We start from the raw sequence: 24,811 nt of genomic DNA, 5'->3' as shown, positions 1-24,811 counted from the left end.
TGCAAACGCCATCTGTGATACTAAACCGCCTAAACCGCCGAAAGTGAAGGCCCATGCGATAAATTCGGGTTTAATCAGTCCGTCCATGTTGCGCTTTTATTTTTAAGGTTTGTCTGGTTTTGTGTAAGGAGCCTGCGTGCCATGTTCCTCACAATGCTGATGAGCATCAAGAACCCAAGCATTGTCCTGGCGCACCTTTTCGCCGTAGATCGTTCCACCGATACCCCCCGCCAAGCTGCCTACAGCCATACCAAATGCCATGCCTGCAGGACCACCCACAGCACCACCTAAAGCTCCTCCCAAAGCACCGGTCCCCATACCTGCCAAACCGCCGTAAATCCCGGGGTAGGTCACTTGCTCCATCGAACGCCGCTCTTCTTCAGCCCGCTTTTGCTGGGGAGTTTCCGGGTACTTCTTTGCCAGCTCATGTTCAAATGCACACAATCTATCGTCAGGATAACCATTCGGATAGTCTCCAGCATAATCCGATGAATCTGTTGGCCGCCCGGCGATAAGGTCAGTATCTGTATCTAATAACTGTCCCTCAGTTTCACTGCCGAAACCGATTCTAGTGGCCACATAACTGTCGATCACTCCTTGGCTTTGGTCAGGCTGCTGGAAGTCTTCATGGGCCTGTGCCCACCAATGCTCTGGATTTTCAGTCCAATTCTGCGAGTAATCTGCAGACGACCACAGCTCAGACTTATCGTCCAGGCTAGTCTGCTCCTGGAATCCGTAAGCAACCTCCTGTGGTCTGTACTCTTGCTGGAGCTCTTCATGCCATTCTTCGCCTGAAGTTTGCTCTTCTCCAAATTGACTCAAGCTTTCAAAATCTGTGTTTCTGTGGAGCGTGTCGATGTAGGTAGCGCTCTCGCTGCAACCTAGATCGCCTTGAAGGAAATCTTCCTCTTCCATGTCCAAATGCAGAAATGTTGAATCAATGGACATATGTACACGCTCTGGGCAGCCGCGCTCTACGCCTCTGGCTACCGAGTAATTTTCCTAGCCAATGCACATAACTGATTTCTTGGCACATACAACATTGCAAGTAGCGCAACTTATCCAACCGTTGGCTCCCCCAAATCTTCGGCACGCTCACCAGTTCCAGCAACAGGTGGGCAATCAGGGTGATGTAGAGCTGCATCCGGATACCATTCTCATTTTTTGTCATCAGCCGCTTCAGCTTCAAATGCATTTTCAGAAACTTCCATAACAGCTCTATTTGCCAGCGTTGACGGTACAGTTCCATCACCTCCTCGTCCCTGACTAACCATTCGCCTTCGGCAGGCAAATTGGTGACCAATCGATACTCAGCCCGGTTCTCGATATCGCAGAAGTTGACCACCCGATACACCCCGGACTCTTTGCCCGTTCCCACCCGCATCTGGCCAGCATTGCCCTCGAAGGTGAGCTTGTAATTGCTCGGGATGCGCATTAAAAAATATTTGCTTGATGCCTGGGCATTTTTTAGATATTCCAGTCCTGCAAAGCCCCGGTCGAATATACCTACGCCATTTTCAGGAATCGCTTCAAGCATATCATTTACGAAGTTGGAATCGTGGTCGTAGCCAAAGTTGATCAGGCTACCCTCGGTGGCGCCGCTGCCGTGTTCAAGGCAGGTGAGCAGTTTGACCTGGTGATAGTCTTGTGCCCATAGCAATTTGCTTGTCAAGCCGACTACCGTCGAGTCAATTGGGCAAGGATGTAGTTTTTTAGCGGGCAGTTCTCGCCTGACCCGGACCAGCAAGGCCTGATACAACTGCTCGAAGATTTGGAGAGAGCGGGACTTGCAGGCTTTGGAAAAAGTGGAGATATCGACGGGGATGCCAGTGTGGTTGACGCGTTTGAAGAGGTCCCGCATGCTGACGGTACTTTTGTCCATCACCAGGGCAAGCCAGCAACTGAAAAAGAGCCTGGAATCGAGAACAGGAAAATCATCATTGGGCAAGGAAGACAGAGCGGTTTTGACAAGTTGCGGAAAATCGAGTAGCATTGTCTCAACATAATGAAATTGAACACAGCTCGAAGTTTACACGACTTCGAGCTGTTTTTGTAGGATCAATTCCTGACATTCAACACTTCTGGTCCAAATGTTCCTGCGTCCAAATGTTCCTGCGCAGAAAGATTCTCCAGAAAGCCTATGCAAAGCAGTGGCAATTGTCAAGACGGCGTAAGAATCGTCATCTGTGTGTTGCGTAAAGGGGTGACAAAATACAAGTAGTCACGCTCTCGCCCATGCTCGGTCAACCCTTAACGTTGAGCCGATAGAGCGTCCTCGAAAATCACGTCTTTGTAGCACCTTGCAATCGCCAGTTCGCAATCTAGGCTTTCCAGGTGCATGGTGTCTTCAGCGGCGTAGAGCACCAGTTTCCAGGTACGCTCCGACTCGCGGCGGTAATGCTCCACAGCAAGCTTGCGCGAATCGAAAAGCATGTATTCTTGCAACGTGTCGATGCGCCGGTAGTCGCCGAACTTGTCGCCACGATCGAAAGCCTCGGTGGTCGGAGAGAGCACTTCGACAATCAAGCAGGGATGGCGAATGGTGTAGACGGCATTGCGATCGCGTTCGTCACAGGTAGCCATCACATCTGGGTAATAGAACGGACCGTCCTCGGTGATCTGGGCTTTGACATCGGAGACGAAGACCCGGCAGGGACTCCTCGAGTCCTCCAGGTAGTTGCCAATCAACCTGGCTACATTGACAGCGATCGTGTTGTGGGCAATGCTGCTACCCGTCATAGCGAAAATTTCGCCATTCACGTACTCGTGCCGGATTTGCTGGTGGGTCTCCCACTCGATGTACTCGGCAGGGGACATCCGTCTGGGGACGCTGACCATGGAGATGCTCCAGTAAAAGAGGAATGGTTTTCGCAGCGTTCTGGCCTCTATCGTAGAGCAGCCGATCCCTTTACAGCAAAACACCCGATGCGATTGTCAATCGGGATATCGAGAGCCTCGAAAGCTTTGCTGTTGCAAAGGCAATGTTCTGTTACAGCCACAGGCTTGATCCCCGCCCCCGTGATAGATTGACTGAGTCGCACCGGGGCTATGCACAGATTGCCTGTACAGCTTCTGGGTTTCCCTGGGCGAACGGCCTCTGTAGACGGGCCGAGGCGCTCAATTTTCGGTTGAGCGGTGAAGCCTCCAGTCATGTTGCTGGTGGTTGTTTACTCCCAAAATGCAGCGTAATACCATGTCCCACAGTGGCGGCGAAAAGCTTCTGTGGGACTTTTCTGAGCGGTCTCAGTCGCGCAGTTCGGCAATCGCGTCCTGGGTGGCCCGCGCCAGGGTCTGCTCGCTGGCGCGGGGCAGATAAAAGTAGCGCCCGCCCGCCTGGGTGGTCAGTTCTTTGGCAAAACCGGTGGAGACGAAGCGGTTCTCGGTGTCGATGACCAGCAACTTGAAACCCAGGGTACGGATGCGGCCCGCGAGGGCGAGCAGTTCACCCTTGATGTCGGGTTTGTCGTCCCCCGGCGGTTCGCCCAGCGAGCGGGCGAGGGGTATGTTGCCCCGGCCGTCGGTAATCGCCACGATAATCACCTGGCCGACATCGCCCGCGCTCTGGGCGTTCACCCCCAGGCGGATCGCCTGGCTGAGGGCGTGGGCCAAGGGCGAACCGCCACCGCAAGGCAATGATTCCAGGCGCCTGCGGGCCTGGGCGATCGAGCGGGTGGGCGGCAGCAGCACGTCCGCTTTTTCGCCGCGAAAGGGAACGAGTGCCACCTTGTCGCGGTTTTGATAGGCCTCGGTGAGCAGTTTCAACACGGCACCTTTGGCTGAGCGCATCCGGTTGAGGGCCATCGAGCCGCTGGCGTCGACCACAAAGGTGATGAGCGCCCCGGCCTTGCGCGCCAGGCGCTTGGCGCGCACATCGCCCGCTTCGACAATCACCCGTCTACCCGGTTCGCGCTCGCGGCGGGCTTTCTGGTGCGGGGCGGCGGCGCGCAGGGTGGCATCTACAGCGATGCGGTTCACCCGGCCCCGGGGCAGGATCGGCTTGACGTAACGGCCGCGCGAGTCGGAATAAATCTTGGTGCGCGCCCCGGATTTGCTCTTGCGCCGCACCGTCTGGGCAAAGGCCAATAGCCTCGGATCGAGAATGACCCCCTCGGCGTCGAAGACAAAATCCTCGGGTAGGCTCGGGGGCGCTTCCTGCTCCTCCTGCTCGTCAGTGTCGTTTTCCTCGGGGTCGTCGTCCTGCTGCTCGTCCTCGTCCTGCTCCTGCTCGTCGGTGGGAGGCGGTGGCGGTGGGGGTGGCGGCGGTGGGGGCTCCTCCGAGGGGATCACCGTCGAGCGCGGAATAATCACCAGCTCGACCGCCCGGCGCAAGTCCTCGGCGTTGACGCGGGTGCGCCCATCGAGGGCGCAATGCACCTTCGCCGCCCGGAGGGCAAACAGTTCCGCCCGGTGGCCCTCTACCTCGCCGCGCACGGCTTCTTCGACCAGGTAGGCAATCTGCTCAGCTTCGATGCTCACTTCCGCGAGACGCTGGCGGGCAAGCACAATCTGCGTCTGCAATTCTTCGATCTCGCCGCGGTGAGCGGCCACAAACGCCGCCGGATCGCGGGCGTACCCGCGCGCCTGGTCCACCACTTCGAGACGCTCCTCCAGGCTCAACTGCGCCTCGGCGGGCAGGCAGATGGCGATGCGGTCGAGCAGGTGTTCGCGCAGTTCGCCCTCTTCAGGGTTGAACGTGGCGAGCAACACCATCGCGCAGGCATGCTCAAAGCTGAGGCCCTCACGCTCGACGCGGTTGATGCCTTCGCTGAGGGTTGTCAGCAATAAATTGGCGATCTGGTTGTCGAGCAGGTTGATCTCATCGATGTAGAGGATACCCCGGTTCGCCTCGGCGAGCAGCCCCGGCTGAAAGACCGGTTCGCCCAGGCGCATCGATTTTTCGAGATCGACGGTGCCGATCACCCGGTCCTCGGTAGCCCCGAGCGGCACCTGCACAAAAGGCACCGGCCGCATCGCCCGTTGGGGAGTCTGCTGGGCATAGAGGCGGCGGCACTGGTCACACCAGGATTCGGGCCAGTCGGGATCGTCGTTTGCTGGGCAACCGGCGATCACTTCGATGGGCGGCAGCAGGGCGTGGATGCCCCGGGCCATCACCGATTTGGCCGTGCCGCGCCGACCGCTGATGGCCACCCCCCCCAGCCCCGGATCGGTGACCGCGAGCAGCAGGGCGAGCTTGATCGCCTCCTGGGCGACGACGGCGGTGATCGGAAAGGCAAGGGGCACAGAGGCAGTCATGGGCAAAGGCGCTGCTGAATCAGCGGGATAAGCGGGGCGTTCGCCACCGGAAACGTGTAGCCATCCAGTTCCCGCGGCTCCACCCACTCGACGGCATCGCAGGCGATCGCCCGGGCGGCGTCGCTCTCACTGTGGCACAGGTAGGCGCGGATGCGGACGAAAAAATCGGAGTAGTCGTGCTCCAGAATAGCCAGCAGTTCGCCCACGGTTACGGTAAGTCCCACTTCCTCCAGCACCTCGCGGGCCACGCACGCCTCAGGTGTCTCTCCGGGGAGGATTTTGCCGCCGGGAAACTCCCACAACCCACCCAGCGCCGCGTCCACGGGCCTGCGATCGATGAGCACTTTGCCTGCGAAGCACACGATGCCGATGGCAATTGCTTTGGGCATTCAACCGGCCTGCGTCCCCACGCCGAGGGCAGTGTCGATTTCTGTCAGATAAACCGCCTCCGCCTCGCTCACCCGCTTGCCGCCGATACCCATAAATCCGCCTTCTTTGGCGGCCTCGGCCACCTTACGGGCGATGGCCGCGAGCCAGCGGCGGTACTGCTCGGCTTCCTGAGGGGTGGCTTTTTCGGCGAGCAGGGCCACACTTCGGCGGCACAGATCGAGCGTCTCGGCTTTGAATTGGGTGCGCGCTTCGGGGCTATCGAGGCGGGGCTTGGTGTCCAGTTGCTTTTCCTCGGAGAGGATGCCTTTGATAATGACGTTGTCGGGAAAATCGGCGGCGCAGGCAATCGCTCCCATGGCGAGGGCCACGCCCTCCTGGAGCATCCCGAAAAAACCGCTCGCGGTATCTGCCACCATCACCGCCGCCCCGATGCTGAGGGGCGTCTCCCGCAACAGGCGCCACTCCCCGGCCGAAAAATCCGCTTTGGAAGTCATGCTGCTCCTCCCCGCTTCGCGTGTCTCGCGCCGATAGGCACTTCCAGTAATATACCCAGCCGACCTACTTCGCGACCGTCCCGCGCACCTGCGGTCTATCCACGACATCAAAGGGAATATCGAAGTCGCGGGCGATCTCCCGGGCCGTCATCTTGGCGGACATCATCACCGCCGGGGTACCGCCGCCGGGTTGGGTGTTGGCGCCGACTAAGTAGAAGTTGGCGATGTCTTCGCTTTTGTTGTGGGGGCGAAAGTACGCCGACTGCCACAGCACCGGCTCGATGCCGAAGCCGTTGCCCAGCCGGCTGTTGAGCGTGTGCTCGAAGTAGTCGGGGGTGATGAAGCTCTTGTAGACGAGCCGCTCGCCCAGCCCCGGAATATACCCGCGCTCGTCCAAAAAGCGCAGCACCCGGTCTACGAAAGGATCGGCGAGTTTCGACCAGTCGAGGCCGCTGCCGTTGTGGGGGACGGGTACGAGGGTATAGGCGCAGTGGTGCCCCGGCGGCGCCAGGCTCGGGTCGGTAATCGAAGGAATGTGCAGGTACTGCGAGAAGTCCTCCGCTAGGATCTTCCGGCCGAAGATGTCCTTGAGCAATTCTTCGTAACGCGGACCGAGGATGATGTTGTGGTGTCTGAGGTCTAGATTCAATCCGTCCGAGCGAAAGCCGAAGTAAACGACCAGCAGCGACATCGATTGGCGCGCGAGCTTCAGGCGTATGTCCGGGTGGCTCGGCCGGTGGACGCGGTCGATGAGCTTCAAGTACGTGTTGACGTAATCGCCGTTGGAAGCGACGAGGTCCGCCGGGTGGCGGCTGCCGTCCGCCGGCACAACGGCGGTGGCCCGGCGATGCTTGCCGCTGCCTTCGATTTCGATGCGGGCGACTTCGCTCCCATAGCGCATCGTCCCGCCCAGTTCTTCGAATTTGCGCACGAAGCCGCGCACGAGTGCCCCCGTGCCGCCCATGGCGAAGTGGATACCCCAGGTCTTCTCGACAAAATGGATCATCGCGTAGATGGCGGGCACCGCGAGCGGGTTGCCGCCCACCAGCAAGGGCTCAAAGCTGAAGACCTGCCGGAGCTTGTCGCTTTTGAAGTAGCGCTTCACGAACGAAAACAACGGCCGCACCGCATCCAGCTTCACCAGATCCGGGGCGATGCGCAGCATCGAGGGCACGTCGCGAAAGTAGGTAAATCCCAGCTCCAGAAAACCGCGCTCGAAGATGGCCCGCGCGTCGCGGTGAAAGCGCTCGTAGCCTTCGAGATCTTCCGGTGCGATGGCGCGGATCTGCTCGCGGGTGCGCTCGGGATCGCCGTCGTAGTCAAAGTGTGTCCCGTCGTCGAAGTAAATGCGGTAGAAGGGCAAAATCGGAATGATCTGGACATACTTCGAGGTGGCCGGTCCCCCGCTCACCCCCGAGGTGATTCGGCGGTTTTCATCCAGGACAGCTGCCGGAAAGTCCGGCTTATCGAGTGCAGGTTGATCCCGTTCAAGGGCGAACAGTTCCTCGATAAAGTGGGGCACGGTGATCACCGTCGGCCCCATGTCGAAGGTGAAGCCCTCGGCGCGGCGCACGTAGGCCCGCCCGCCCGGTCCGTCCAGCTTCTCGAAGATCGTCGTGTCAAACCCGAGGCTCTGCAGACGGATCCCCAGCGAAAGCCCGCCGACACCCGAACCGATGACAATGGCCTTCTTACGCTCCAAAGCTGCTCCCTTCCGTGTCCGACGCTTGATTACAGATCGTAACACTGCCCCAGGCTCACAGTGCCGATTCCAGGCTGCCCATGTCTCGAACATCCTTGGCAGGGCCTGAGCGGCAATGATTTGTGGATGCAGAGCTGAAAGTGCGGAAGTTTCGCCTCTGTTGTGCTGCAGCGTTTGTTTTATTGGCCGCGGGGGGACGATGCTAGCCTGTCAAAGGTCTTTGAAGGGACGGGCAAGTTGTGGGATACAGCAGTGCAAAACCATCGCTCAACAACTGCTCCGAGCCCGAACAGGTCGTCCGGCTGCGGGCCCAACTGTTGGAATGGTACGGCCGCATGGGTCGAGATTTGCCCTGGCGCCGTACCCGTGATCCTTATGCCATCTGGATTTCGGAGATCATGCTTCAGCAGACCCAGGTGAAAACGGTCCTGCCCTACTACCAAAGGTGGCTTGCGGCTCTGCCGACCGTCGCGGCTCTTGCCGCCGCCGAGCTGGAGGCGGTGCTTAAGCTCTGGGAGGGCCTGGGCTACTACACCCGGGCGCGCAACCTCCATAAAGCCGCGCAGGTGATTGTCAAAGAGCACGGCGGAGTTTTTCCCGAGACCGCCCAGCAGTTGCAACAAGCGCTGCCGGGTATCGGCCGCTCGACGGCAGGTGCAATCGCAAGCAGTGCCTTCGGCCGGTGTGAAGCAATCCTCGATGCCAACGCCCGCAGGGTACTGGGGCGCCTGTTCGCGGTGGGCGATCCTCCTGCGCGGGCAGAAGCGAAGCTTTGGGAGATCTCACAGCGGCTGGTAGACCCGCAAGCTCCCCACAACTTCAATCAGGCGTTGATGGATCTAGGAGCGACAGTTTGTACAGCAAGATCTCCTCTGTGTCTGCTCTGTCCGTGGCAAGTCGATTGTCTGGGGCGCCGCTCGGGAGATCCCACGCACTTTCCGGTTCGCCCCGCCCGCGCGGTGCGCTCCGAGATCGCAGGGGTCAGCGTCGCGATCGAGTGCCAGGGAAAATTCTTACTTGTCCGCCGACCGGAGCGGGGATTGCTCGCTGGGCTCTGGGAATTTCCGTTTGTCGAATCAGTTGGCGGCGGCGAGCCGGAAGAAACCGTCCGAGTGGCCTTTGGCAATCGCCTGGAATCGCTTGAGCGGCTGGGGCAGGTGGAGCACGAATTTACCCACCGCCATCTGACAGCCCAAGTACTGCGGGCACAGTGGATTGCCGCTCCGGCTGCGCTGCCGAAGGTTTTTGACTGCCGTGAACACACCTGGCAGCCCCCCGAGTGCTGGCTTAAATTCCCGATGCCGGGTTATGTTCACAAGATCTGCAAGCTTTTGAAAGAGGCACTCCCGAAAGTCTCCGTCGACTGAGTATGCCAGCAGACGCACCCCACCACAGGAGGGGGAGTATCCTGAAACGGGCAGCGGCAAACTGTGCTTTTTGAAACGTTTGAGCGAAGCATACTGAACGCCCGATTGTTCGACCTACGGTCTGCTGCCCGCCAGAGGCGCCGTCACTATTCCACCCGAGTTGCGTCAAGTGCCCGCCGCGCGGACGATTTCCGTTCCGCCGACTTGTGGAGCGTTCCCCAGAGGCTTCTGGCTTGCGATTTTTGATCCCACTTACTTTCGGAGAACCGCACTATGCGCAAGGTTATGGTTACTCTCGGCGCGCTGGCTGCCCTTACCGTGGGCGCCCACCCCGCCTTTGCCGAGACTCCCACGCTGTCGGCCATCCTCTTGGGCGGCAACGAAGTGAGCAGCACCGGTCAGGCCAACGCTGGCGATCAAGACGGCATCGGCTTCATCCACGTCCGCATCGACCCGGCAAAGGGGCAGGCGTGCTACTCGCTCAGGGTCGACAACCTCGGCAAACCGACCGTCTTTCATATCCACAACGCCAAGGCCGGGGTGAACGGCTCTGTGGTTGTCGATCTGGTTCCACCCGACAGTGCCGATCCGGGCAGCATCAACAAATGCGTGCCGGCCGATCCGGCGGTTGCCGAGCAAATACTTAACCAGCCGCTGGAGTTTTACGTCAACTTCCACACAGAAGAGTTTCCGGATGGCGCTTTGCGCGGCCAACTGTTCTACCGGCGCTTCTAAAGCCACGGCCGCACCTGCACCTCCGGGCAAATAAAAGCCAGGTCCGGCACTGCGATGGGAAGGGGTGCCATCCGGCACCCTGCGCCGTTCGAACGGCATACAGATCGATAACAACTGTGCCGAAGCATGGAATTGACCTTACGAGGCAAGACTTTCCATGCCGCCCATCAAATCGATTTGCACAGCGCTGATGCTGCTGGGCCTGGCCACCCAGGCCGCCCCGGCCTTCGCCCAATCGGCGCCGTTCGGAAACAGCCAAAAAAGTGGCGCCCAGAATCTTTCCAAAGAAGACTTCGGTCCCATCGTCCGCATCGTCTCGCCTGTACCGGAGTCGCTGATCGCCCCCGGTGAAGGTGTCGTCGGTGCGGGCAGCCAGAATGGAACCGGCTTTGCCCTCAACGTCGAGGTGGTCACCCGCGACCGGGTTCCGCTTGCGGTCCGCGAGGCCACCGACATCCGCGACACCTCCCGGTTGGGCCTGACCAACCAGAGTTTTCCGGGACTGCTGGTGTTCTTCGATACCGACCTTGTCAAACCGGACGGCGGGATCATCCCGAAGGGCACCAACCTGGCCGCCCTGTTCAACGTGGCGGGCACCGACGACACCCCCGGCTCCGGGATCACCGTTTGGGCCGGCTGGCACGTGCTCGAGTCGCTGCCGCCGGGGGTCGATCGCTTTGCTGTCACTGTCGCGGTGGTCGACCAGAGCGGCCGGGTCGGTGTCGATCGCGTCGGCTACCGGGTGGCCAAAAACGGCGCCACCTCCGGACAGGCCCTCACCCCCCAGCCGGAAGCGGTAGCAGGCGACGGCCAGGACGATCCGGACGGACCGGAGGTGACGATGATCGCCCCGCGCGTGCCTACGGGGGTCTCCCCGGGACCGACCGGTACGCCGGTGGCCCCGGACGGATCGCTGTTTTTCATCCAGGTGAGCGCGGTGGACCGCTCCCGCCACGGCATCGGCCTGACCGAAGGGGTGATCCTTGATGGGTCGCAGGTTCCGGACCCGGCGGTCAATCCGGCGGGCGGACCGAACCGCTTCTACCCCGGGTTGGTGCTGACCTTCGATGCGCCTTTGCGCCAGCCGAACGGCAATTTGATCCCGGCCGGGGCCAACCTCGCGCCGCTGTTCAATATCGCGGGCAGCGAACTGACGACCGAAGGGTTGGTGCGCGCCACCGCCGACTGGGTGGTGGGCGGCTCGCTGGAATTGCCGGCCGGCAAGACCACGCTCACCGTCATCGCCAGCGTCACCGACGCCACCGGCCGCACGGGCAGCACCCGCCAGATCCTGGGCATCAGCCCGGTGACCAACGGCCAGGATCTGACGGCGACACCTTGAGCCGAGCCGACTTTTGCGGGGGTCGTGCTCTGCGCCCCCGCAAAAGTCGGCGCCCCAAATTAACAGATTGCTAACATCCGCCCGACAGACTGAAGACCACGACAGGCAAGGAGGCCAAACCGCCGATGCACAGACCCTGGTCGATTCTGGCGGCGGGCCTCTGGCTTGCCGGGCTGGGTGCGTTTGCCTCTCCGGGTGGCTCCCACTCCGAGACCCCCTTCCTGCAGGCGATGGAGGACATGCACCGGGCGATGGCCGCCCTGCCGGCCGGCGGCGACACCGACCGCGATTTTGCCGGATTGATGCTGTTGCACCACCGGGGGGCCATCGACATGGCGCGCGCGCAACTGCTCCACGGCAAAGACCCGGCCCTGCGCCGGCTTGCTCAGGAAATCGTTATCGAGCAGCAAGCCGAAATCGAACTGATGCGCCTGTGGCTTGCCAGACAGCGCTAACTACGAGGAGACTTTTATGGCGAGACGAGCCATAACGTGCGCTTTGCTGCTGGCGGTCCTGGCCACTCCCGCTCTCGCAGGACAGGTGCCAGGCCCCGCCTCGGCGCCGGACGTTCCCATCGGCCCCCGCGACCGACTCTACAGCGCCGATCAGACTTCCAACACGGTTTCGGTTTACGAGCCCGGGTCCCAGCGCCTGCTGGGCGTCATCCGGTTGGGGGACACCGTTCCTCAGAACTTGAGCCCGCTGTACCGCGGCCAGTTGCTCGTGCATGGTCTGGCGCTCTCGCCCGATCGCCGCACCCTCGCCGTCGTCTCGATCGGCTCCAATTCTGTCTCATTTATCGACACCGGCACCCACCGGGTCCGGCACACCGCCTACTTGGGGCGGGCTCCCCACGAAGCCTTTTTTACCCCCGACGGCGGCGAACTGTGGGTGACGGTGCGCGGCGAGGATTACGTGGCGGTGCTCGACGCGCGGACCTACCGGGAAAAGCGGCGCATCGTGGTGGCGGATGGCCCGGGCATGGCCGTTTTCCGCCCCGACGGCCGCTACGCGTTCGTCTGTTCGAGTTTTACCCCCGAACTCGCCGCGATCGACCCGCGCACCTACCAGACCGTCGCGATCGTCCGGCAGCTTTCGCCCTTCTGCCCCAACCTGGCCGCCACCCCCGACGGCCGCCAGGTCTGGCTGACGCTCAAAGACACCGGTAAAACCCAGATCCTGAGCGCCGAGCCGCCTTTTTCCACCCTGGCGGTCCTCGACACCGGGCCGATCACCAACCACGTCAACTTCGTGCGCAACGCCAGGGGGCAATTTGCCTACGTGACCGTCGGCGGCGAAAACACCGTCAAAGTCTTCACCACCGACGACACTCCCCGGCCGGTCGCCACCATCCCGGTGGGGGCTTTGCCCCACGGGTTGTGGCCCTCCGCCGACGGCACGCGCCTGTACGTCGGGCTGGAGCACGCCAACGCCATTGCCGTGGTCGATACCCTCGCCAACCGGGTCACAGCTACCATCCCGGGCGGGCAATCGCCGCAGGCCATCGTCTACGCGCCGGGGGCGGCCGGGGACCCCGGGGAAGGCGCCGCCCTCGAAACCCTAACGCCCGTTCCCGGGGTGCTGCTCGCCCTGGGACCGCCCGGCTCGTCGGCCCGTCGGCCCGCGACCACCGTCGCCGTCAACCCCCAGGGGCTGCTCGACCACCTGCAGGCGGCCGTGAGCGGCCTGGAACCCGGCCGCACCTACCGGCTCGCCCTCGCCGAGCGACCCAGCGAACCTTTCGGACGGCTCCAACCGCTAGCGCTCTTCAAGACCAACCCGGCCGGGGCGGCGATCGTTGCCGCCCTCGGCCCGCTCAAGACGCTCCTGGGCGAGGGCGACGACCCCCTGCCGCGCCGCTACCTGGTGATCGTGCCGAGCGAAGGCGGCGAGGCGGCCAAACCGGTGCAGGTGCAGTTGCCCCCGCCCGGTCTGCCCTAAGTTGTGCTCCGGCTACGCCGCCGAGTCGGGGCGCCGCACGGGCAGGCGCAGGATCACCGCCGTTCCCCGGCCCGGGGCGCTGGCGATTTCGAGGCCGACCCCCTGCAGGCGGCACAGGCGCTCGGCGATGGCGAGCCCCAGGCCGAACCCGCCTCCCGAGCGAGCCGGATCCGCCCGCCAGAAGCGTTCGGTCGCCCGTTTGAGCACCTGCGCGTCCATGCCGGATCCGGTGTCTTCGACGGTGATCTGCACCGCCCCGCCGCCGGTGTCGCGCGCCGAGAGGATCACCGAACCGCCTTCAGGGGTGTACTTGACGGCGTTGTCGAGCAGGTTGGCGAGCACCTGGGCGCTCAGATGCGCGTCCAACCTGACGGCCGGCAGGTGCCCGGACCAGCGCCCATCCAGGAAGACGCCCCGGGCGATGGCCTGCGGCTCGATCCGCTCGAGCGCTTCGCCGAGCAGTGCGGCGATCGGGACCTCCCGCAGGCTGACTTCGAGTTGGCCGCTGTCGGAGCGGGCCAACAGCATCAATTGATCAACCAGTTGCCCGAGGTAAATCGCTTCGCGCCGCATCTTCTCCAGGTAGCCGCCCACCTGCTCGCCGTTGACGACCCCGTCGAGCACCGCCTCTAAGCTGAGGCGCATTGCCGTCAACGGCGTGCGCAGATCGTGGGAAATGTTGGCCAGCAACTCCCGGCGGGAAGCTTCCTGGGCTTTGAGGCTCGCGATCGTCTCCTCCAGTCGTCCGGCCATCGCGTCGAGCGTCAAGCCCAGGCGGGCGATTTCATCGTCCCCGTCCAGGCCGCAGCGGGCCTGGTAGTCCCCCGCTTCCAGCTGTCTGGCCTGCCGGGTCAACCGCTGCAAAGGACCCGCGATCGTGCGGGCGAGGCCCAAACCGGCCAGTACCGCCAGCACCATCGCCCCGCCCACGCACAGCATCGCAAGACCGGTCACCTGCTGGGCAAAACGGCGGGGCCGCAGCAGGGGCATCGCCACGTAGACCGCCGCGCCGATCGCGCCGCTGGTGCGCACGGGTGCGGTGCTGTAGAGCCACCAGGGATACTTGGTCTCCCCCTCGACCCAGAGGCGGCCCCGCTGGCCCTGGCCTGTGAGGGTCTTGCGGACGATGCCGCGGGGGATCACCACCTGGTGCACCCCGGCGAGCCCCTGGGCGCTCGCCACCGTGTTCTCCCGCGCGTCGAAGACGAGCACCTGCAGTTGATTTTGACGGGCGCTCAGGCGAGTCGCCGCCCGCCAATCGGAGGGCGCCAACTCCGCGAGCCCGCGAGCCTGGCGGTCGAGGCGCGCCTGGGCGTCTTGAACAAAAAAATTGTTGAGGGCGTCGCCGAGCACCAGGCCGATTCCCCACAGGCAGGCGGCCGTCAGGCCCACGAAGGCGAGGGTCAGGCGGCCCCAGAGCGTGCGGGGCACCAGGGCCCTTGGGTGGAAGCTCACCGCGGCGGTCCCGCGAATTTGTAACCCACACCCCAGACGGTGAGCACATAGACCGGGCGGGTGGGATCCGGCTCGAGCTTCTCGCGGAGCTTGCGCACGTGCACGTCGATCGTCCGGTGACCGCCTTCGAAGTCGTAGCCCCAGACCCGCTCGAGCAGTTCGTCGCGCGAGTACACCCGGCCGGGGTGATCGGCCAACTGGGCGAGCAGGTCGAATTCCCGGGCCCGCAGGTCGATCGGGCGACCGTGCAGCTGCACCTGACGGGTGTTGCGATCGACCAGCAGGCCGTTTTTGGGGCTGCAGTCGCGGTAACCGCTGGCGTAGGCGCGGCGCAGCAGGGCCTGCACCCGGGCCACCAGTTCCTTTGCAGAGAAAGGTTTGTCCAGGTAGTCGTCTGCCCCGCCCGCCAGAGCGCGCACGCGGTGGTCCTCCTCGGTGCGCGCCGTGAGCATCAACACAGGCGCGAAGTACTCCCCTTTGCGCCAGCGCTCGCACAGCGCCAGACCGTCCACGCCCGGCAGCATCCAGTCGAGCACCACCAGATCCGGGCGGTGGCGCAGGGCGAGCCGGTCGGCCTCCCAACCGTCGGCGGCGCAATGGCAACGGTGCCCTGCGTGTTCGAGGTAGCGGCGAATGGTCTCAAGAATGAGCGGGTCGTCTTCGACGACGAGGATAGCGGCGTTCGGCATGGTTACACCCGGAGACGGCGGCACAGGCGGGGAGGCTCTGCCTTGAGACCCAGGCTACCGAAAGAATGTTAGAAATCTGTTAAACACGGGAAAACGCCCAGCCGCGGCAGGTGCCGACAGACTGCGCGCTTGCGCGAATCGATGGGAAACGCGGGATCTAACCGGCGCCGAGACCGGCGTAGGAACCGTAGAAGAACAGCCCCAGGATCGCAATCACGCCCAGACCGGCCATCACACCCACCATCCACAGGGGAATTCTTTGCGGCATCGTCGCGCTCCGATTAGTTGATGAAGTAGTTGGAGAACAGCAAGATGATCACGAGCACCAGCACCAGGCCCATGTACAGGGAAGTGCGGTTCAGCTCGACGCCAGGATTTTTCGGATCTTTGGACACGAGATTTTCTCCGTCTTAGCGCTGGATAAACTGCATCGCGGCCAGAGCGCCCAGGAAGAAGATCGTGGGCACGGTCAGGGCGTGGACCGCCAGCCAGCGGACGGTGAAGACCGGGTAGGAGACGGGCTGGGTCGGGCCACCGGGGGTGGGACGGTTCGAAGAAGTGGTCATGACAGTGCTTCCTGCAAAATTATTTGTTCTTGGTGGCTTCGTCCAGCTGCTGCTTCGCCTCGAAGCGCTTGTTCACCAGCGGCTTTTTGGTGTTGTCGGAGTTGTAGTATTCGTCGGGGCGGGGAGTGCCGAACACGTCGTAGGCGAGCCCCGTGTAAACGAATAGAAAACCACTCGCAAACAAAATGGTTATAGCGGGAATGTGAATGATCCAGTAGCGCGTACTGGTGATGATATCGGTGAAAGGGCGCTCGCCAGTGCTGCGGCTCGACATAAGATAAGGCCTCCCAGGACTCTTGACTGCAATTTTACACAATGATACGGAACATTACACGAGACAACAAGAATTTAATCTGCGGCCCCCCGGTATTTGAGCAACACGCCGTTCTGGCCCAACACGAAGCCTTTGTTGCCGATAAATTCGACGTTAAGCAGGCTGCCTTTGATGCCGGGAACCTCCTCAGCCTTCCAGTTCTGGCCGTCGTCGGCGCTGACGATGAGCGTGCCGCCGCCGCCCGCCGCCCAGATTTTTTTGTCGGCGGCGGTGTAGTCGGCGTCGAGCAGACTGAGGCCGTTGAGGATCACCGAGCGGCCCGGCGTCCAGGTTTCGCCCTGGTTGGCGGTAAATTGCATCTCGCCGCCCTGGTTGATCATCCAGCCGGCTTTGCCGCTGCTAAAGCCCATCGCCTGGATGCGCCGGGAACTGGTGCGTTCGTAGTTGGTCCACTGCGGATCGCCGGGCTTCCATTGCAAATAGGAGCCGCCCCGAGTGGAGACCACCCAGTAGGAACCGTCGGCGACGCGCTCGGCGCTGCGGATGCCGCCCGCTGAGGCCGGGGTAACCACCTGCCAGTTCTTGCCGCCGTTGACGGTCTTGATCACCAGGCCCGAATTGAGCACGACTTCGGCGGTGTCGGCACCAAGGGCATAAACTTTGAGGGGGCTACCCGGCAGGCGCTGATCGAGGGTGATCGACGTCCAGCTTGCGCCACCGTTGACGGTGCGCAACAGCCGCTTCGGTTCGCCGCCTATCCAGCCGTTTTTGCCGTCGAAGCTCACCGACAAAAAGCGCGAATCCGAATCGAGCTTGACGGGGACGGCGGTCCAGCTCTCACCACCGTCGGCGGTGCGCAGCAGCGTCGAGCGGCTGCCTACCGCCCAGCCGTTCTTGTCGTCGACAAAAGCGATATCCAGCAAATCGGCCTTATCGGAAAGACCCGTCGGGATCACTTTCCATTCATCGCGCTCGAGGGGAGGCGCCCCGCAACCGGCGAGCACCAGCAGCAGCAACCCCAGCCCCAGCCCGCTCCATTTGCCCATGTCAGTTGCCCAAAAAATAGATGCTCATGAAAAACAGAAAACCCAAGAACAAAGCGCCAAAGATCAAGACGTTCTTGGTCTGGGCGTTGAGGACATTGACACCCCAGCCGTAGCCGGCGTTCTCCTCGAACCCGGCCACCGTTCCCACCTTCGGGCCGATGCTTTTGAAGCGGCTGGTGGCCGAGGAGCAAATCGGACAGCGCCAGTCGGCGGCGAGTTCCTCGAAGGGTGTGCCCGCCGGTACCGTAGCGTCACCCTTGGTCGGCTCGTAGATGTAGCCGCAGGTACGGCACTCGTAGCGGTCGAGTTGCGTTGGGTCGGTAATCTGGGTCGTCATGGCGGTTGGCAGCAAAGCGACGGGCTAAATATGAAGAAAAACTTAATTTCTCTTCACTATAGAGGATACCCCCTCCCTCCGCTTTGTGCCACGATTTGACGCTCCCTATCGCCGTATTTAGGATGGAAACAATTCTTCAGCAGATCTTCATGGTTCAGCAAATTTCCCCCTGGCAATCGCGCATCGAAGAGGTGGACCGCAATCTGTCCAGTCGCCATATCGATCTCGACGCGGCCGGGTATTTTTTAATCGCCGTCGACCGTCAGGAGGGTCTGCTTGTCGCCCGGCACTTCGGCCTCACCGTCGACGCTCGCGGTCTGGCGATTGACCCCCAGACCGGTAAGCCGCTGCCGGCGCGCGGCCCGGTGAGCACGCCGCTGCTGTCCACTTACACAGCGCGCACGGCCAAGGAGATGTGCGTCAAGCTGTTCGAATCGGACGCCCCGCCGCCGGTGGGCATGTTCAACCACGCCGCCTACCTGGGACGCGAATTGCAACGCGCCGAGTACGCCCTCATCCACGGTACCGAGTACGTGCAGGACTGAAGACCGATGCGCTGCCCCCGCTGCGGCACCTTGCTGAGCGAGAAGGAACTGCATTGCCCCGAATGCCGGCTGGGTTTTCTGGCGGGCGACCGTCCGGGTATCCGCATCGCGGTGGCCCCCAAAGGCGAAGTGCTCTGCGGGCACTGCACCTACCGGGAGGATTGCAATCTGCCCGATTTTCCGGAGGCGCGGCGCTGCACGCTTTACCGCGACGAGCGCGCCCCGGCCGAGCCGCCGCCGATGTACCAGACGCCCGTGAGTAAGCGCTTCTGGAGCGTGCCGCTGCTGTTTGCGCTGTTGCTGTTGATTAGCTGGCTTCTCACCCTCAGGCCGTGAACGCTCACGGATCGGCGTGGCGCCAGGTGGTCGGTTTTTCTTTGTGGTCGATAAGCACGATGCCCTGATCCAGTAGTTGCTTGCGGATGCGGTCGGCCTCCGCCCAGTTGCGCTCTTCGCGGGCCTGACGGCGCAGGGCGATTTGCGCTTCGATCTCAGCCTCGGGAAGGGCCGATTGGCGCGCCTCGGGCTCAGCGGCCTTCAGGCCCAGGATGTCGCACAGCAGAGCAAATGTGCGCCACTCCCGGGCAAATCGCGCCGGGTCCGCGAGGGGCGTGCCGTGGATGGCGGCGTGGTAGCGGCCGGCCAGTTGCTTACCCAGGGCGATTACCTCGGCGAGGGCGGCGGCAGTATTAAAATCGTCGTCCATCGCCTCGTTGAAGCGCCGCACCCAGGGTTCGGACTCGATGTCGTCGGTGGCAGGCCGGCCCTGCCCAGCAATCCAGCCCGCCAGTTGCAGCACCTCTTCCAGCTCTCGCCAGTTTTGCTCGGAACCCTTGAAAGCTTCGGCCGAAAAGGCGATCGGGTTGCGGTAGGAGGTCTTGAGCAAAAATAACCGCAGGGCCATCGGTGGGAAAACTTCGAACAGATCCCGCAGCGTCTTGAAGTTGCCCAGGGACTTAGACATCTTCTCCTCGGCCCCGGAGGAGTTCACGACGTTGAGAAAAGCGTTGTGCATCCAGTAGCGCGCGAGCGGCTTACCCGTCACGGCCTCCGACTGGGCAATTTCGTTTTCGTGGTGGGGAAATTGCAAATCCTCGCCCCCGGCGTGGATGTCGATGGTTTCTCCCAGACTTTTTCTCACCATCGCCGAGCACTCGATGTGCCAGCCCGGCCGACCCGCTCCCCAGGGTGAATCCCAGGCGGGCTCTCCCGGTTTGGCTCCTTTCCAGAGGGCGAAGTCGAACGGGTCTTTCTTGCGCGCCAGTTCTTCGTCCTGCAGCCGCTCGCTTGCTCCCGCCTCCAGTTCGGCCAGGCGCTTGCCCGAGAGCTTGCCGTACTCGGCAAAGCGCCGGACGCTGTAGTAGACATCCCCCGCCGCCGGATAGGCGTACCCGATCGAGGTGAGCCGATCGATCAATGCGCCGATCTCGGGCATCGTCTGGGTGGCGCGCGGGTAGCTGTCCGCCCGCAGGACGTTGAGTCTGTCCATGTCCTCGAAGTAGGCGGCGATGTACTTTTCGGCAACCGCCTCCATCGTGGTGCCTTCCTGCTGGGCGCGGCGCAGGATCTTGTCGTCGACGTCCGTAAAATTCTGAACATACGTGACCGCGTAGCCGCGCGAAATCAGGTAGCGGCGAACGGTGTCCCAGACGACGTAGGTGCGCCCGTGGCCCAGGTGACAGTAATCGTAGACGGTGACGCCGCAGACGTACATTTTGACTGTGCCCGCTTCGAGGGGGACGAACGGTTCTTTGCGGCGCGTGAGCGTGTTGTAGATCTGCAAGGCCATGGACCACCCTGGGCGTGCTGTTTCTATCCTATGGGGAGTGCCGGAACTTCCACCGCTTCGCTGCGGCCGAGGGCGGCGGAGCGCTCGCAGGCGGCGGCTGTCGCCAGAATGTGCAGGCTGCGCTCGGGGGTGGTGTACAGTTCGCCCCTGCCTTGGAGGACATCGAGCACCATGCGCGTGTCACGCTCGAAAAGCCCCCGGCGGCTGCCGGGCTCCAGGATGCGGGTATCCTGGCCATCCAGCACCAGCAGCTTTTCGCCGTCGTGGATGACCGCCCCCCGGCTGCCTGCCAGTTCGAGGCGGGTCTCGGATTGGTAGCAGCCCGCTCCTTTGGCGTAGGCGAGCTGTCCGACCGCTCCGCACTCAAATTGAAGTTGCGCCACGCACGAACAGCCGCGGTAGTAGCCGTCGGGGGTCAAATCGAAGTAGCGGTTCTGGCAGAAGACCGAGGCGACCGGCCCTACCAGGTCCACCAGGCGGCTGAGGCGCGAGAGTGCCCCCACCAGCGGAAAACCGAACAGATCCACCGAAAAGGTCCAGCGCCCCGGCTCGGGCAGGCGGGCGACCACATTGCTGTAGCGGGCCAGATGCACCGGACCCACCGCCGCCATCTGCCCGGCCAATGCCTGGTGGATGCCGCTCATCAGCTCGATATGTTCGACATGCAACAGCAGGCGGCGCTCGCGTGCCAGGGCGATCAGCGCCGCCCCCTCGGCAGCATCCAGCGCCAGCGGATACTCGACTACGACGTGGGCACCCTGCTCCAGGGCGCGGCGCACCCAGAGGCCGTGGTCGCGGTTGACAGTGCAGACAAAGACCAAGTGCGCCCCGGCAAGCAGCGTTTCGTCACCCGTCCCGATGCCGAATTCGGCCATAAACTTTTCGCTTGCAGCCGGGCTGTGGCCGATAAAACCGACGAGCTTGATGCGCGGATCGCCCGAGAGGGTGATGGCCCGCTGGCGGGCTGCGTAACCCGTGCCCACGATCGCCGTGGGCCAGGGAGGCATTAAGAAATGCAACATAGGTAGTGGTGACCGATAGACTGGAGAGGAGCCCCTCTCCAGGATAGGAGTTTGTACTCAGGCATGGAGCGCCGGACTCCCACCGTAGCGATACCTCCCGAACAGCGCCCGTTCAACGAGTATCAGCAGCTACGCAGTTCGTACTTTTTTCGTTGGGCGACCGTCGAGCCGCGGGTTTACCTGGGCACAATCCTGGCGGTCTGGTCAGTGGCCTGGATTGTGAGCGGGCCGGTGGCCGCCTGGAGTTTCCCGCCGGGGCGCATGCCATGGCAGTTTCTGGTGGGCGGTGCGGGCGGTGCTGGGATCATCCTGGGGCTGGTGCTGCTGCGGCTCTACCTGGGCTGGTCCTATGTGCATACGCGCTTGCTCTCGGCGAGCGTGCACTACGAAGAAACCGGTTGGTACGACGGCAGTTTCTGGACCAAGCCCGCCGAGGATCTGGCAAAAGACCGGTTGGTGGTTGAGTACCAGGTAGCCCCGGTGATGCGGCGGCTGCGGCGCACCCTGGCTGCCCTCGCCCTTTTCTATGCCGTCGAAGCCTTGCTCTGCTGGTTGATGTGATTAGCCGTGCAGGCTCTGGCGGCCGTTTTTGACAATTTGCAACAGCTGGCCGAGGTCGCCTTCGAGTTTGCCTAAAACGCGCTCGGCGTATTGATCGGCGCCGCTTTGGACCGCCTGGGCCTGCTGAAGGGCGGTCTGCTGGATCTGGTCGGCTTCTTTTTGGGCGGCAGCTTTGAGGTCTTCGGCGCGCGAACGGGCCACCCGCAACAGTTCCGATTCTTCCACCACCCGCTCGGCGCGTTGTTCGGCCAGGGTCAAGATGCGCTCGGCCTCCTGTTGGGCCTGGGCGACGAGTGCTTCGCTTTGATCGACGACGCGCTCGGCTTCTTCGATCACCTTGGGTAAATTCATGCGGATGCGGTCGAGGATGTCGAGGATGGCATTCTCGTCGATCACGGTGCGGCCGGTAAAGGGGATGCGCGGCGAGGAAAGAATCATGTCCTCCAAGCGGTCGAGTTCCTTCTGGATGTTCATAGAGGCGCTCCGGCGAACCGCGTCCGCAGTTCTTTCTCAATGTGCTCAGGCACCATGTGCGACACCGGGCCGCCGGCCGCGGCGATGTTCTTGACCAGCGAACTGCTCAAGAAGCTGTGCTCGGTCGAAGTGCTCAAAAACAGCGTCTCGATTTCGGTCGCCAGGGTGCGGTTGGTCTGGGCCATTTGCAGTTCGGCCTCAAAATCGGAGACCGCCCGCAGCCCGCGCAGCAGTACCCGGGCATCAAGGCGGCGGGCGACGGTGACCGTGAGCCCATGGAACGCTTCGACTTCGACATTGTCGAGGTGGCGTACGGCCTTTTGGATCTGGCTGAGGCGCTCCTCGACGGTAAACAGCGGCACCTTGGCCGGGTTGCGCAGTACGGCGACGACCACCCGGTCGAACAGACGGGCGGCGCGCTCGATAATATCCAGATGGCCGTAGGTCAGGGGATCAAAGCTCCCCGGATACAGTGCGATCAAGTGGCTAGCCTGAAGTTGGTCTTATTTTAGCGACCGCGAGCGGGGTTTGAAACAAGCGGCCCTCGGCAATCTCAGTGTGTACCTGCCAGGCGGGATCCGGGGCCGGGTGGTCGCTGCGGTAGTGCCCCCCCCGCGACTCGGTGCGCAAGAGGGCGCTTTTGAGCAACAGTTCCGCAGCAATCACCAGATTGCGCACCTCCAGGGTGGCTCGCTCGGTGGTGGCATCGACGCCGCTCAGTTGCTGTTTCCACATTTGCAACTGCTCCAAGCCGCGCCTGAGGCCGTCTGCCTCGCGGATGATCCCGCAGGTGCGCCAAACCAACCACGGCATTTCGTTGCGGATGCGTTGAACCAGTTCAAAGTTGACCGGGCTCTGGGCGGCGGCGGGCGGAAAGTGAATGATGCCTGCGGCGGTACGGCTGATGCCGCTACTGCGCACGGCCTCGGCGATGCGGTGGGCAAAAACCAGACATTCCAGCAGCGAATTGCTCGCGAGGCGATTGGCGCCGTGCACGCCGGTGGAAGCGACTTCACCCACGGCAAACAGCCCCGGCAAGCTTGTGCGGCCATCGAGATCGGTGAGAACGCCGCCCATCCAGTAGTGGGCGGCGGGGGCGACGGGGACCGCTTCACTGAAGACATCGACGCCGAACTTGCGGCAGACGTGGGCGATGTTGGGAAAGCGCTGCTCAATCGTCGCTTCGCCGATGGGCCGCAGGTCGATAAGCACGTGGGTGGCGCCGCTCGATTGCATCTGATCGAAGATGGCCCGGGCGACCACGTCGCGCGGAGCCAGTTCCCCCTGAGGGTGGTAGCGGCCCATGAAGCGCTCGCCGGCCAGGTTGACCAGTTGTCCCCCTTCGCCGCGCACCGCTTCTGAGATCAAAAAGCGCGGCGCCCCGTCGATGGCAAGCGCCGTCGGATGAAACTGGACGAATTCGAGATCCCGCAGCGCCACCCCCGCCCGGGCCGCCATGGCGATCCCGTCGCCTGTAGCGACTGCGGGGTTGGTGGTGTAGGCGAACACCTGCCCGGCCCCGCCGGTGGCAAGCACTGTCACCGGCGACATGTACCATTCGCGCACCCCGAGCGCGTCCACCAGCACCCCGCGACAGCGCCCGCCGTCGAGGGCCAGGTCGATGGCAAGGGCCTCCTCGACGACGCGGATGTTGCCAAGGTCGCGCACCTCCTCGACCAGGGCGCGCACCAGTTCGCGGCCGGTGGCGTCGGCGGCGTGCAAGATGCGCCTGCGGGAGTGGGCCGCTTCGAGGGTGACTGCGAGCCGCCCCTGGTAGCGATCGAACTCGACCCCCAGTGCGATCAGTTCGCGAATGCGCTCGGGCGCTTCCTCCACCAGCACCCGCACCGCCTCCGGCTCGCACAAGCCTGCCCCAGCCGCCAGGGTGTCCTCGTAATGGAGCCGAAAGGAGTCATCCGGCTCGACTACCGCAGCGATCCCCCCCTGGGCCCATTGGCTCGAAGAAAGGGTCAAATTTTCTTTGGTGAGTAGGGCGATACGCCACTCGCGCGGCAGCTTCAGGGCCGTATACAGTCCCGCCGCGCCGCTGCCGATCACGATCGCATCGTAAGCTTTCATAATCCGCTATTATCGGCGATCCGCGCGGGCGTGGCTGCCCATGGTGTTTGTGCTCCGGGCACGTATAACATATCAATATGTGATAAAAATATCCGAGGGTGTCGTGCACTTCAATATTTACGTTGACGATCAGACAGGCGAACAACTCAAGCGTGTAGCCGGCCAGACGGGGCTCACCCGCAACGCGCTCATCCGTCAGGCCTTGCGCGAGTGGCTTGCGACAAGAGATCAACCGCGTTGGCCGGACATAGTCATGGAATTTAAGGGTGTCGAAGATCTGCCGACGTTCGAGAGCTATCGAGACGAGCTTTTGCCACCGAGACAGGATCCGCTGGCGTGACATTTGTGTATTTACTCGACACCTGCACTGTTAGCGACTTTGCAAAAGCGCAGCCCGGCGTGATCGCCCGGATCAAGTCCACGGCGCCGACGCTGGTTTCCATTTCCAGCATCACGGTGATGGAAATCGAATGCGGGCTTCAGTTCAATCCGAAACGGGCTGAGAAGGTGGCTCCTGTGTTGGCCGCATTTGTGGACAGCGTTCAGATACTGCCCTTGAGTCTTGAGGACGCTCGTGCGGCCGGCGCAATCCGCGCCGGCCTGACAAAACAAGGCAGACCCATTGGGGCATACGATGTGCTCCTGGCTGGTTGCGCGGTATGCCGCGGTCTGATTTTCGTCACCTCGAACACCACTGAATTCGAGCGGGTCGGCGGCCTTCGTCTGGAGAACTGGCGCTCGTAGGGGGGT

General features: G+C 62.6%; 29 protein-coding genes and 1 pseudogene. 10 read left to right on the top strand and 20 right to left on the bottom strand.

Annotated features, from left to right (window positions below):
- Window positions 1-102: 102 nt before the first annotated feature.
- The 7 genes from GLL_RS04550 to crtI all read right to left on the bottom strand — a co-directional run bounded on the left by GLL_RS04550 (window position 103) and on the right by crtI (window position 7,884).
- Window positions 103-948: a hypothetical protein gene (locus tag GLL_RS04550; RefSeq protein WP_164928621.1), complete on the bottom strand. Its 846-nt coding sequence runs from the start codon at window positions 946-948 to the stop codon at window positions 103-105.
- On the bottom strand, window positions 938-1,993 hold the full coding sequence (locus GLL_RS04545; protein ID WP_011140874.1) for an IS4-like element ISGvi3 family transposase: 1,056 nt from the start codon (window positions 1,991-1,993) through the stop codon (window positions 938-940). Before GLL_RS04545 ends, GLL_RS04550 begins: the two co-directional genes overlap by 11 nt.
- 257 nt (window positions 1,994-2,250) lie before the next feature.
- Window positions 2,251-2,838 carry a Uma2 family endonuclease gene (locus GLL_RS04540; protein ID WP_011140873.1) on the bottom strand — a complete coding sequence of 196 codons (588 nt, stop codon included), beginning with the start codon at window positions 2,836-2,838 and terminating at the stop codon, window positions 2,251-2,253.
- A 405-nt stretch (window positions 2,839-3,243) separates the two neighbouring features.
- A complete protein-coding gene (locus GLL_RS04535) occupies window positions 3,244-5,253 on the bottom strand; it encodes a putative cobaltochelatase (RefSeq protein ID WP_011140872.1) in 2,010 nt (669 codons plus the stop codon).
- On the bottom strand, window positions 5,250-5,642 hold the full coding sequence (gene mutT, locus GLL_RS04530; protein WP_011140871.1) for an 8-oxo-dGTP diphosphatase MutT: 393 nt from the start codon (window positions 5,640-5,642) through the stop codon (window positions 5,250-5,252). The genes GLL_RS04535 and mutT overlap by 4 nt, the downstream gene beginning before the upstream one ends.
- A complete protein-coding gene (locus tag GLL_RS04525; protein WP_011140870.1) occupies window positions 5,643-6,137 on the bottom strand; it encodes a hypothetical protein in 495 nt (164 codons plus the stop codon).
- 64 nt (window positions 6,138-6,201) lie between these two features.
- On the bottom strand, window positions 6,202-7,884 hold the full coding sequence (gene crtI, locus GLL_RS04520; RefSeq protein ID WP_011140869.1) for a 15-cis-phytoene desaturase CrtI: 1,683 nt from the start codon (window positions 7,882-7,884) through the stop codon (window positions 6,202-6,204).
- Between the two features lie 194 nt (window positions 7,885-8,078).
- On the opposite strand from crtI, the gene mutY reads away from it, so the two are divergent.
- From mutY to GLL_RS04495, 5 genes are all read left to right on the top strand, one after another.
- A complete protein-coding gene (gene mutY / locus GLL_RS04515; RefSeq protein WP_011140868.1) occupies window positions 8,079-9,206 on the top strand; it encodes an A/G-specific adenine glycosylase in 1,128 nt (375 codons plus the stop codon).
- Window positions 9,207-9,491: 285 nt separating this feature from the next.
- The gene (locus GLL_RS04510) at window positions 9,492-9,941 is read left to right on the top strand and encodes a CHRD domain-containing protein (protein ID WP_164928619.1); all 450 of its coding nucleotides are present in this window, start codon (window positions 9,492-9,494) and stop codon (window positions 9,939-9,941) included.
- 157 nt (window positions 9,942-10,098) lie between these two features.
- Window positions 10,099-11,283 (top strand): hypothetical protein, encoded by a 1,185-nt coding sequence (locus tag GLL_RS04505; protein ID WP_011140866.1) that lies wholly within the window; start codon window positions 10,099-10,101, stop codon window positions 11,281-11,283.
- A gap of 125 nt (window positions 11,284-11,408) precedes the next feature.
- Window positions 11,409-11,738 carry a CopM family metallochaperone gene (locus tag GLL_RS04500; protein WP_011140865.1) on the top strand — a complete coding sequence of 110 codons (330 nt, stop codon included), beginning with the start codon at window positions 11,409-11,411 and terminating at the stop codon, window positions 11,736-11,738.
- A gap of 16 nt (window positions 11,739-11,754) precedes the next feature.
- Window positions 11,755-13,224 (top strand): YncE family protein, encoded by a 1,470-nt coding sequence (locus tag GLL_RS04495; protein ID WP_011140864.1) that lies wholly within the window; start codon window positions 11,755-11,757, stop codon window positions 13,222-13,224.
- 12 nt (window positions 13,225-13,236) lie between these two features.
- Here GLL_RS04495 and GLL_RS04490 read toward each other — a convergent pair whose 3' ends face one another.
- The 8 genes and pseudogenes from GLL_RS04490 to GLL_RS04455 all read right to left on the bottom strand — a co-directional run bounded on the left by GLL_RS04490 (window position 13,237) and on the right by GLL_RS04455 (window position 17,591).
- A complete protein-coding gene (locus tag GLL_RS04490) occupies window positions 13,237-14,679 on the bottom strand; it encodes a sensor histidine kinase (protein WP_011140863.1) in 1,443 nt (480 codons plus the stop codon).
- The gene (locus GLL_RS04485; RefSeq protein ID WP_164928618.1) at window positions 14,676-15,368 is read right to left on the bottom strand and encodes a response regulator transcription factor; all 693 of its coding nucleotides are present in this window, start codon (window positions 15,366-15,368) and stop codon (window positions 14,676-14,678) included. The genes GLL_RS04490 and GLL_RS04485 overlap by 4 nt, the downstream gene beginning before the upstream one ends.
- A gap of 157 nt (window positions 15,369-15,525) precedes the next feature.
- A pseudogene (locus tag GLL_RS04480) lies at window positions 15,526-15,639 on the bottom strand (photosystem II reaction center protein J); the annotation flags it as partial.
- A 10-nt stretch (window positions 15,640-15,649) separates the two neighbouring features.
- On the bottom strand, window positions 15,650-15,763 hold the full coding sequence (gene psbL / locus GLL_RS04475; RefSeq protein ID WP_011140860.1) for a photosystem II reaction center protein L: 114 nt from the start codon (window positions 15,761-15,763) through the stop codon (window positions 15,650-15,652).
- Window positions 15,764-15,778: 15 nt separating this feature from the next.
- Window positions 15,779-15,934, bottom strand: coding sequence for a cytochrome b559 subunit beta (psbF, locus tag GLL_RS04470; protein WP_011140859.1), 156 nt, complete (start codon window positions 15,932-15,934; stop codon window positions 15,779-15,781).
- A gap of 19 nt (window positions 15,935-15,953) precedes the next feature.
- A complete protein-coding gene (gene psbE, locus GLL_RS04465; protein WP_011140858.1) occupies window positions 15,954-16,208 on the bottom strand; it encodes a cytochrome b559 subunit alpha in 255 nt (84 codons plus the stop codon).
- A gap of 74 nt (window positions 16,209-16,282) precedes the next feature.
- Window positions 16,283-17,254 (bottom strand): photosynthesis system II assembly factor Ycf48, encoded by a 972-nt coding sequence (locus tag GLL_RS04460; protein WP_011140857.1) that lies wholly within the window; start codon window positions 17,252-17,254, stop codon window positions 16,283-16,285.
- Window position 17,255: 1 nt separating this feature from the next.
- On the bottom strand, window positions 17,256-17,591 hold the full coding sequence (locus GLL_RS04455; protein ID WP_011140856.1) for a rubredoxin: 336 nt from the start codon (window positions 17,589-17,591) through the stop codon (window positions 17,256-17,258).
- 122 nt (window positions 17,592-17,713) lie between these two features.
- On the opposite strand from GLL_RS04455, the gene GLL_RS04450 reads away from it, so the two are divergent.
- Both GLL_RS04450 and GLL_RS04445 read left to right on the top strand, forming a co-directional pair.
- Window positions 17,714-18,136, top strand: a complete 423-nt coding sequence (locus GLL_RS04450; RefSeq protein WP_011140855.1) for a DUF4346 domain-containing protein — start codon at window positions 17,714-17,716, stop codon at window positions 18,134-18,136.
- A 6-nt stretch (window positions 18,137-18,142) separates the two neighbouring features.
- Window positions 18,143-18,472, top strand: a complete 330-nt coding sequence (locus GLL_RS04445; RefSeq protein WP_011140854.1) for a hypothetical protein — start codon at window positions 18,143-18,145, stop codon at window positions 18,470-18,472.
- Between the two features lie 4 nt (window positions 18,473-18,476).
- Here the strand turns inward: GLL_RS04445 and cysS are convergent, their stop codons facing one another.
- Window positions 18,477-19,925 (bottom strand): cysteine--tRNA ligase, encoded by a 1,449-nt coding sequence (gene cysS, locus GLL_RS04440; protein ID WP_011140853.1) that lies wholly within the window; start codon window positions 19,923-19,925, stop codon window positions 18,477-18,479.
- 23 nt (window positions 19,926-19,948) lie between these two features.
- A complete protein-coding gene (locus GLL_RS04435; protein ID WP_164928617.1) occupies window positions 19,949-20,932 on the bottom strand; it encodes a Gfo/Idh/MocA family protein in 984 nt (327 codons plus the stop codon).
- A gap of 78 nt (window positions 20,933-21,010) precedes the next feature.
- On the opposite strand from GLL_RS04435, the gene GLL_RS04430 reads away from it, so the two are divergent.
- Entirely contained in the window at window positions 21,011-21,508 is a 498-nt protein-coding gene (locus tag GLL_RS04430; protein WP_011140851.1) for a CGLD27 family protein, read from the top strand.
- Here the strand turns inward: GLL_RS04430 and GLL_RS04425 are convergent, their stop codons facing one another.
- From GLL_RS04425 to nadB, 3 genes are read right to left on the bottom strand one after another with little or no spacing between them, the layout of a single operon-like run.
- The gene (locus GLL_RS04425) at window positions 21,509-21,982 is read right to left on the bottom strand and encodes a hypothetical protein (RefSeq protein WP_011140850.1); all 474 of its coding nucleotides are present in this window, start codon (window positions 21,980-21,982) and stop codon (window positions 21,509-21,511) included.
- Window positions 21,979-22,464 carry a pantetheine-phosphate adenylyltransferase gene (gene coaD / locus GLL_RS04420; protein ID WP_011140849.1) on the bottom strand — a complete coding sequence of 162 codons (486 nt, stop codon included), beginning with the start codon at window positions 22,462-22,464 and terminating at the stop codon, window positions 21,979-21,981. The genes GLL_RS04425 and coaD overlap by 4 nt, the downstream gene beginning before the upstream one ends.
- Before the next feature lie 4 nt (window positions 22,465-22,468).
- Window positions 22,469-24,061 (bottom strand): L-aspartate oxidase, encoded by a 1,593-nt coding sequence (gene nadB, locus GLL_RS04415; RefSeq protein ID WP_011140848.1) that lies wholly within the window; start codon window positions 24,059-24,061, stop codon window positions 22,469-22,471.
- A 40-nt stretch (window positions 24,062-24,101) separates the two neighbouring features.
- On the opposite strand from nadB, the gene GLL_RS04410 reads away from it, so the two are divergent.
- Together GLL_RS04410 and GLL_RS04405 are read left to right on the top strand one after the other, a co-directional pair.
- Window positions 24,102-24,401, top strand: a complete 300-nt coding sequence (locus GLL_RS04410) for a ribbon-helix-helix domain-containing protein (RefSeq protein ID WP_011140847.1) — start codon at window positions 24,102-24,104, stop codon at window positions 24,399-24,401.
- Complete coding sequence (locus tag GLL_RS04405) at window positions 24,398-24,805, top strand: type II toxin-antitoxin system VapC family toxin (protein ID WP_011140846.1); 408 nt, start codon at window positions 24,398-24,400, stop codon at window positions 24,803-24,805. The genes GLL_RS04410 and GLL_RS04405 overlap by 4 nt, the downstream gene beginning before the upstream one ends.
- Window positions 24,806-24,811 lie beyond the last annotated feature (6 nt).

It is taken from the genome of Gloeobacter violaceus PCC 7421 (assembly GCF_000011385.1).
Lineage (GTDB): Bacteria > Cyanobacteriota > Cyanobacteriia > Gloeobacterales > Gloeobacteraceae > Gloeobacter > Gloeobacter violaceus.
Note: the sequence above shows the minus strand (reverse complement) of the source record. Positions and strands in the feature narration are given on the sequence as shown.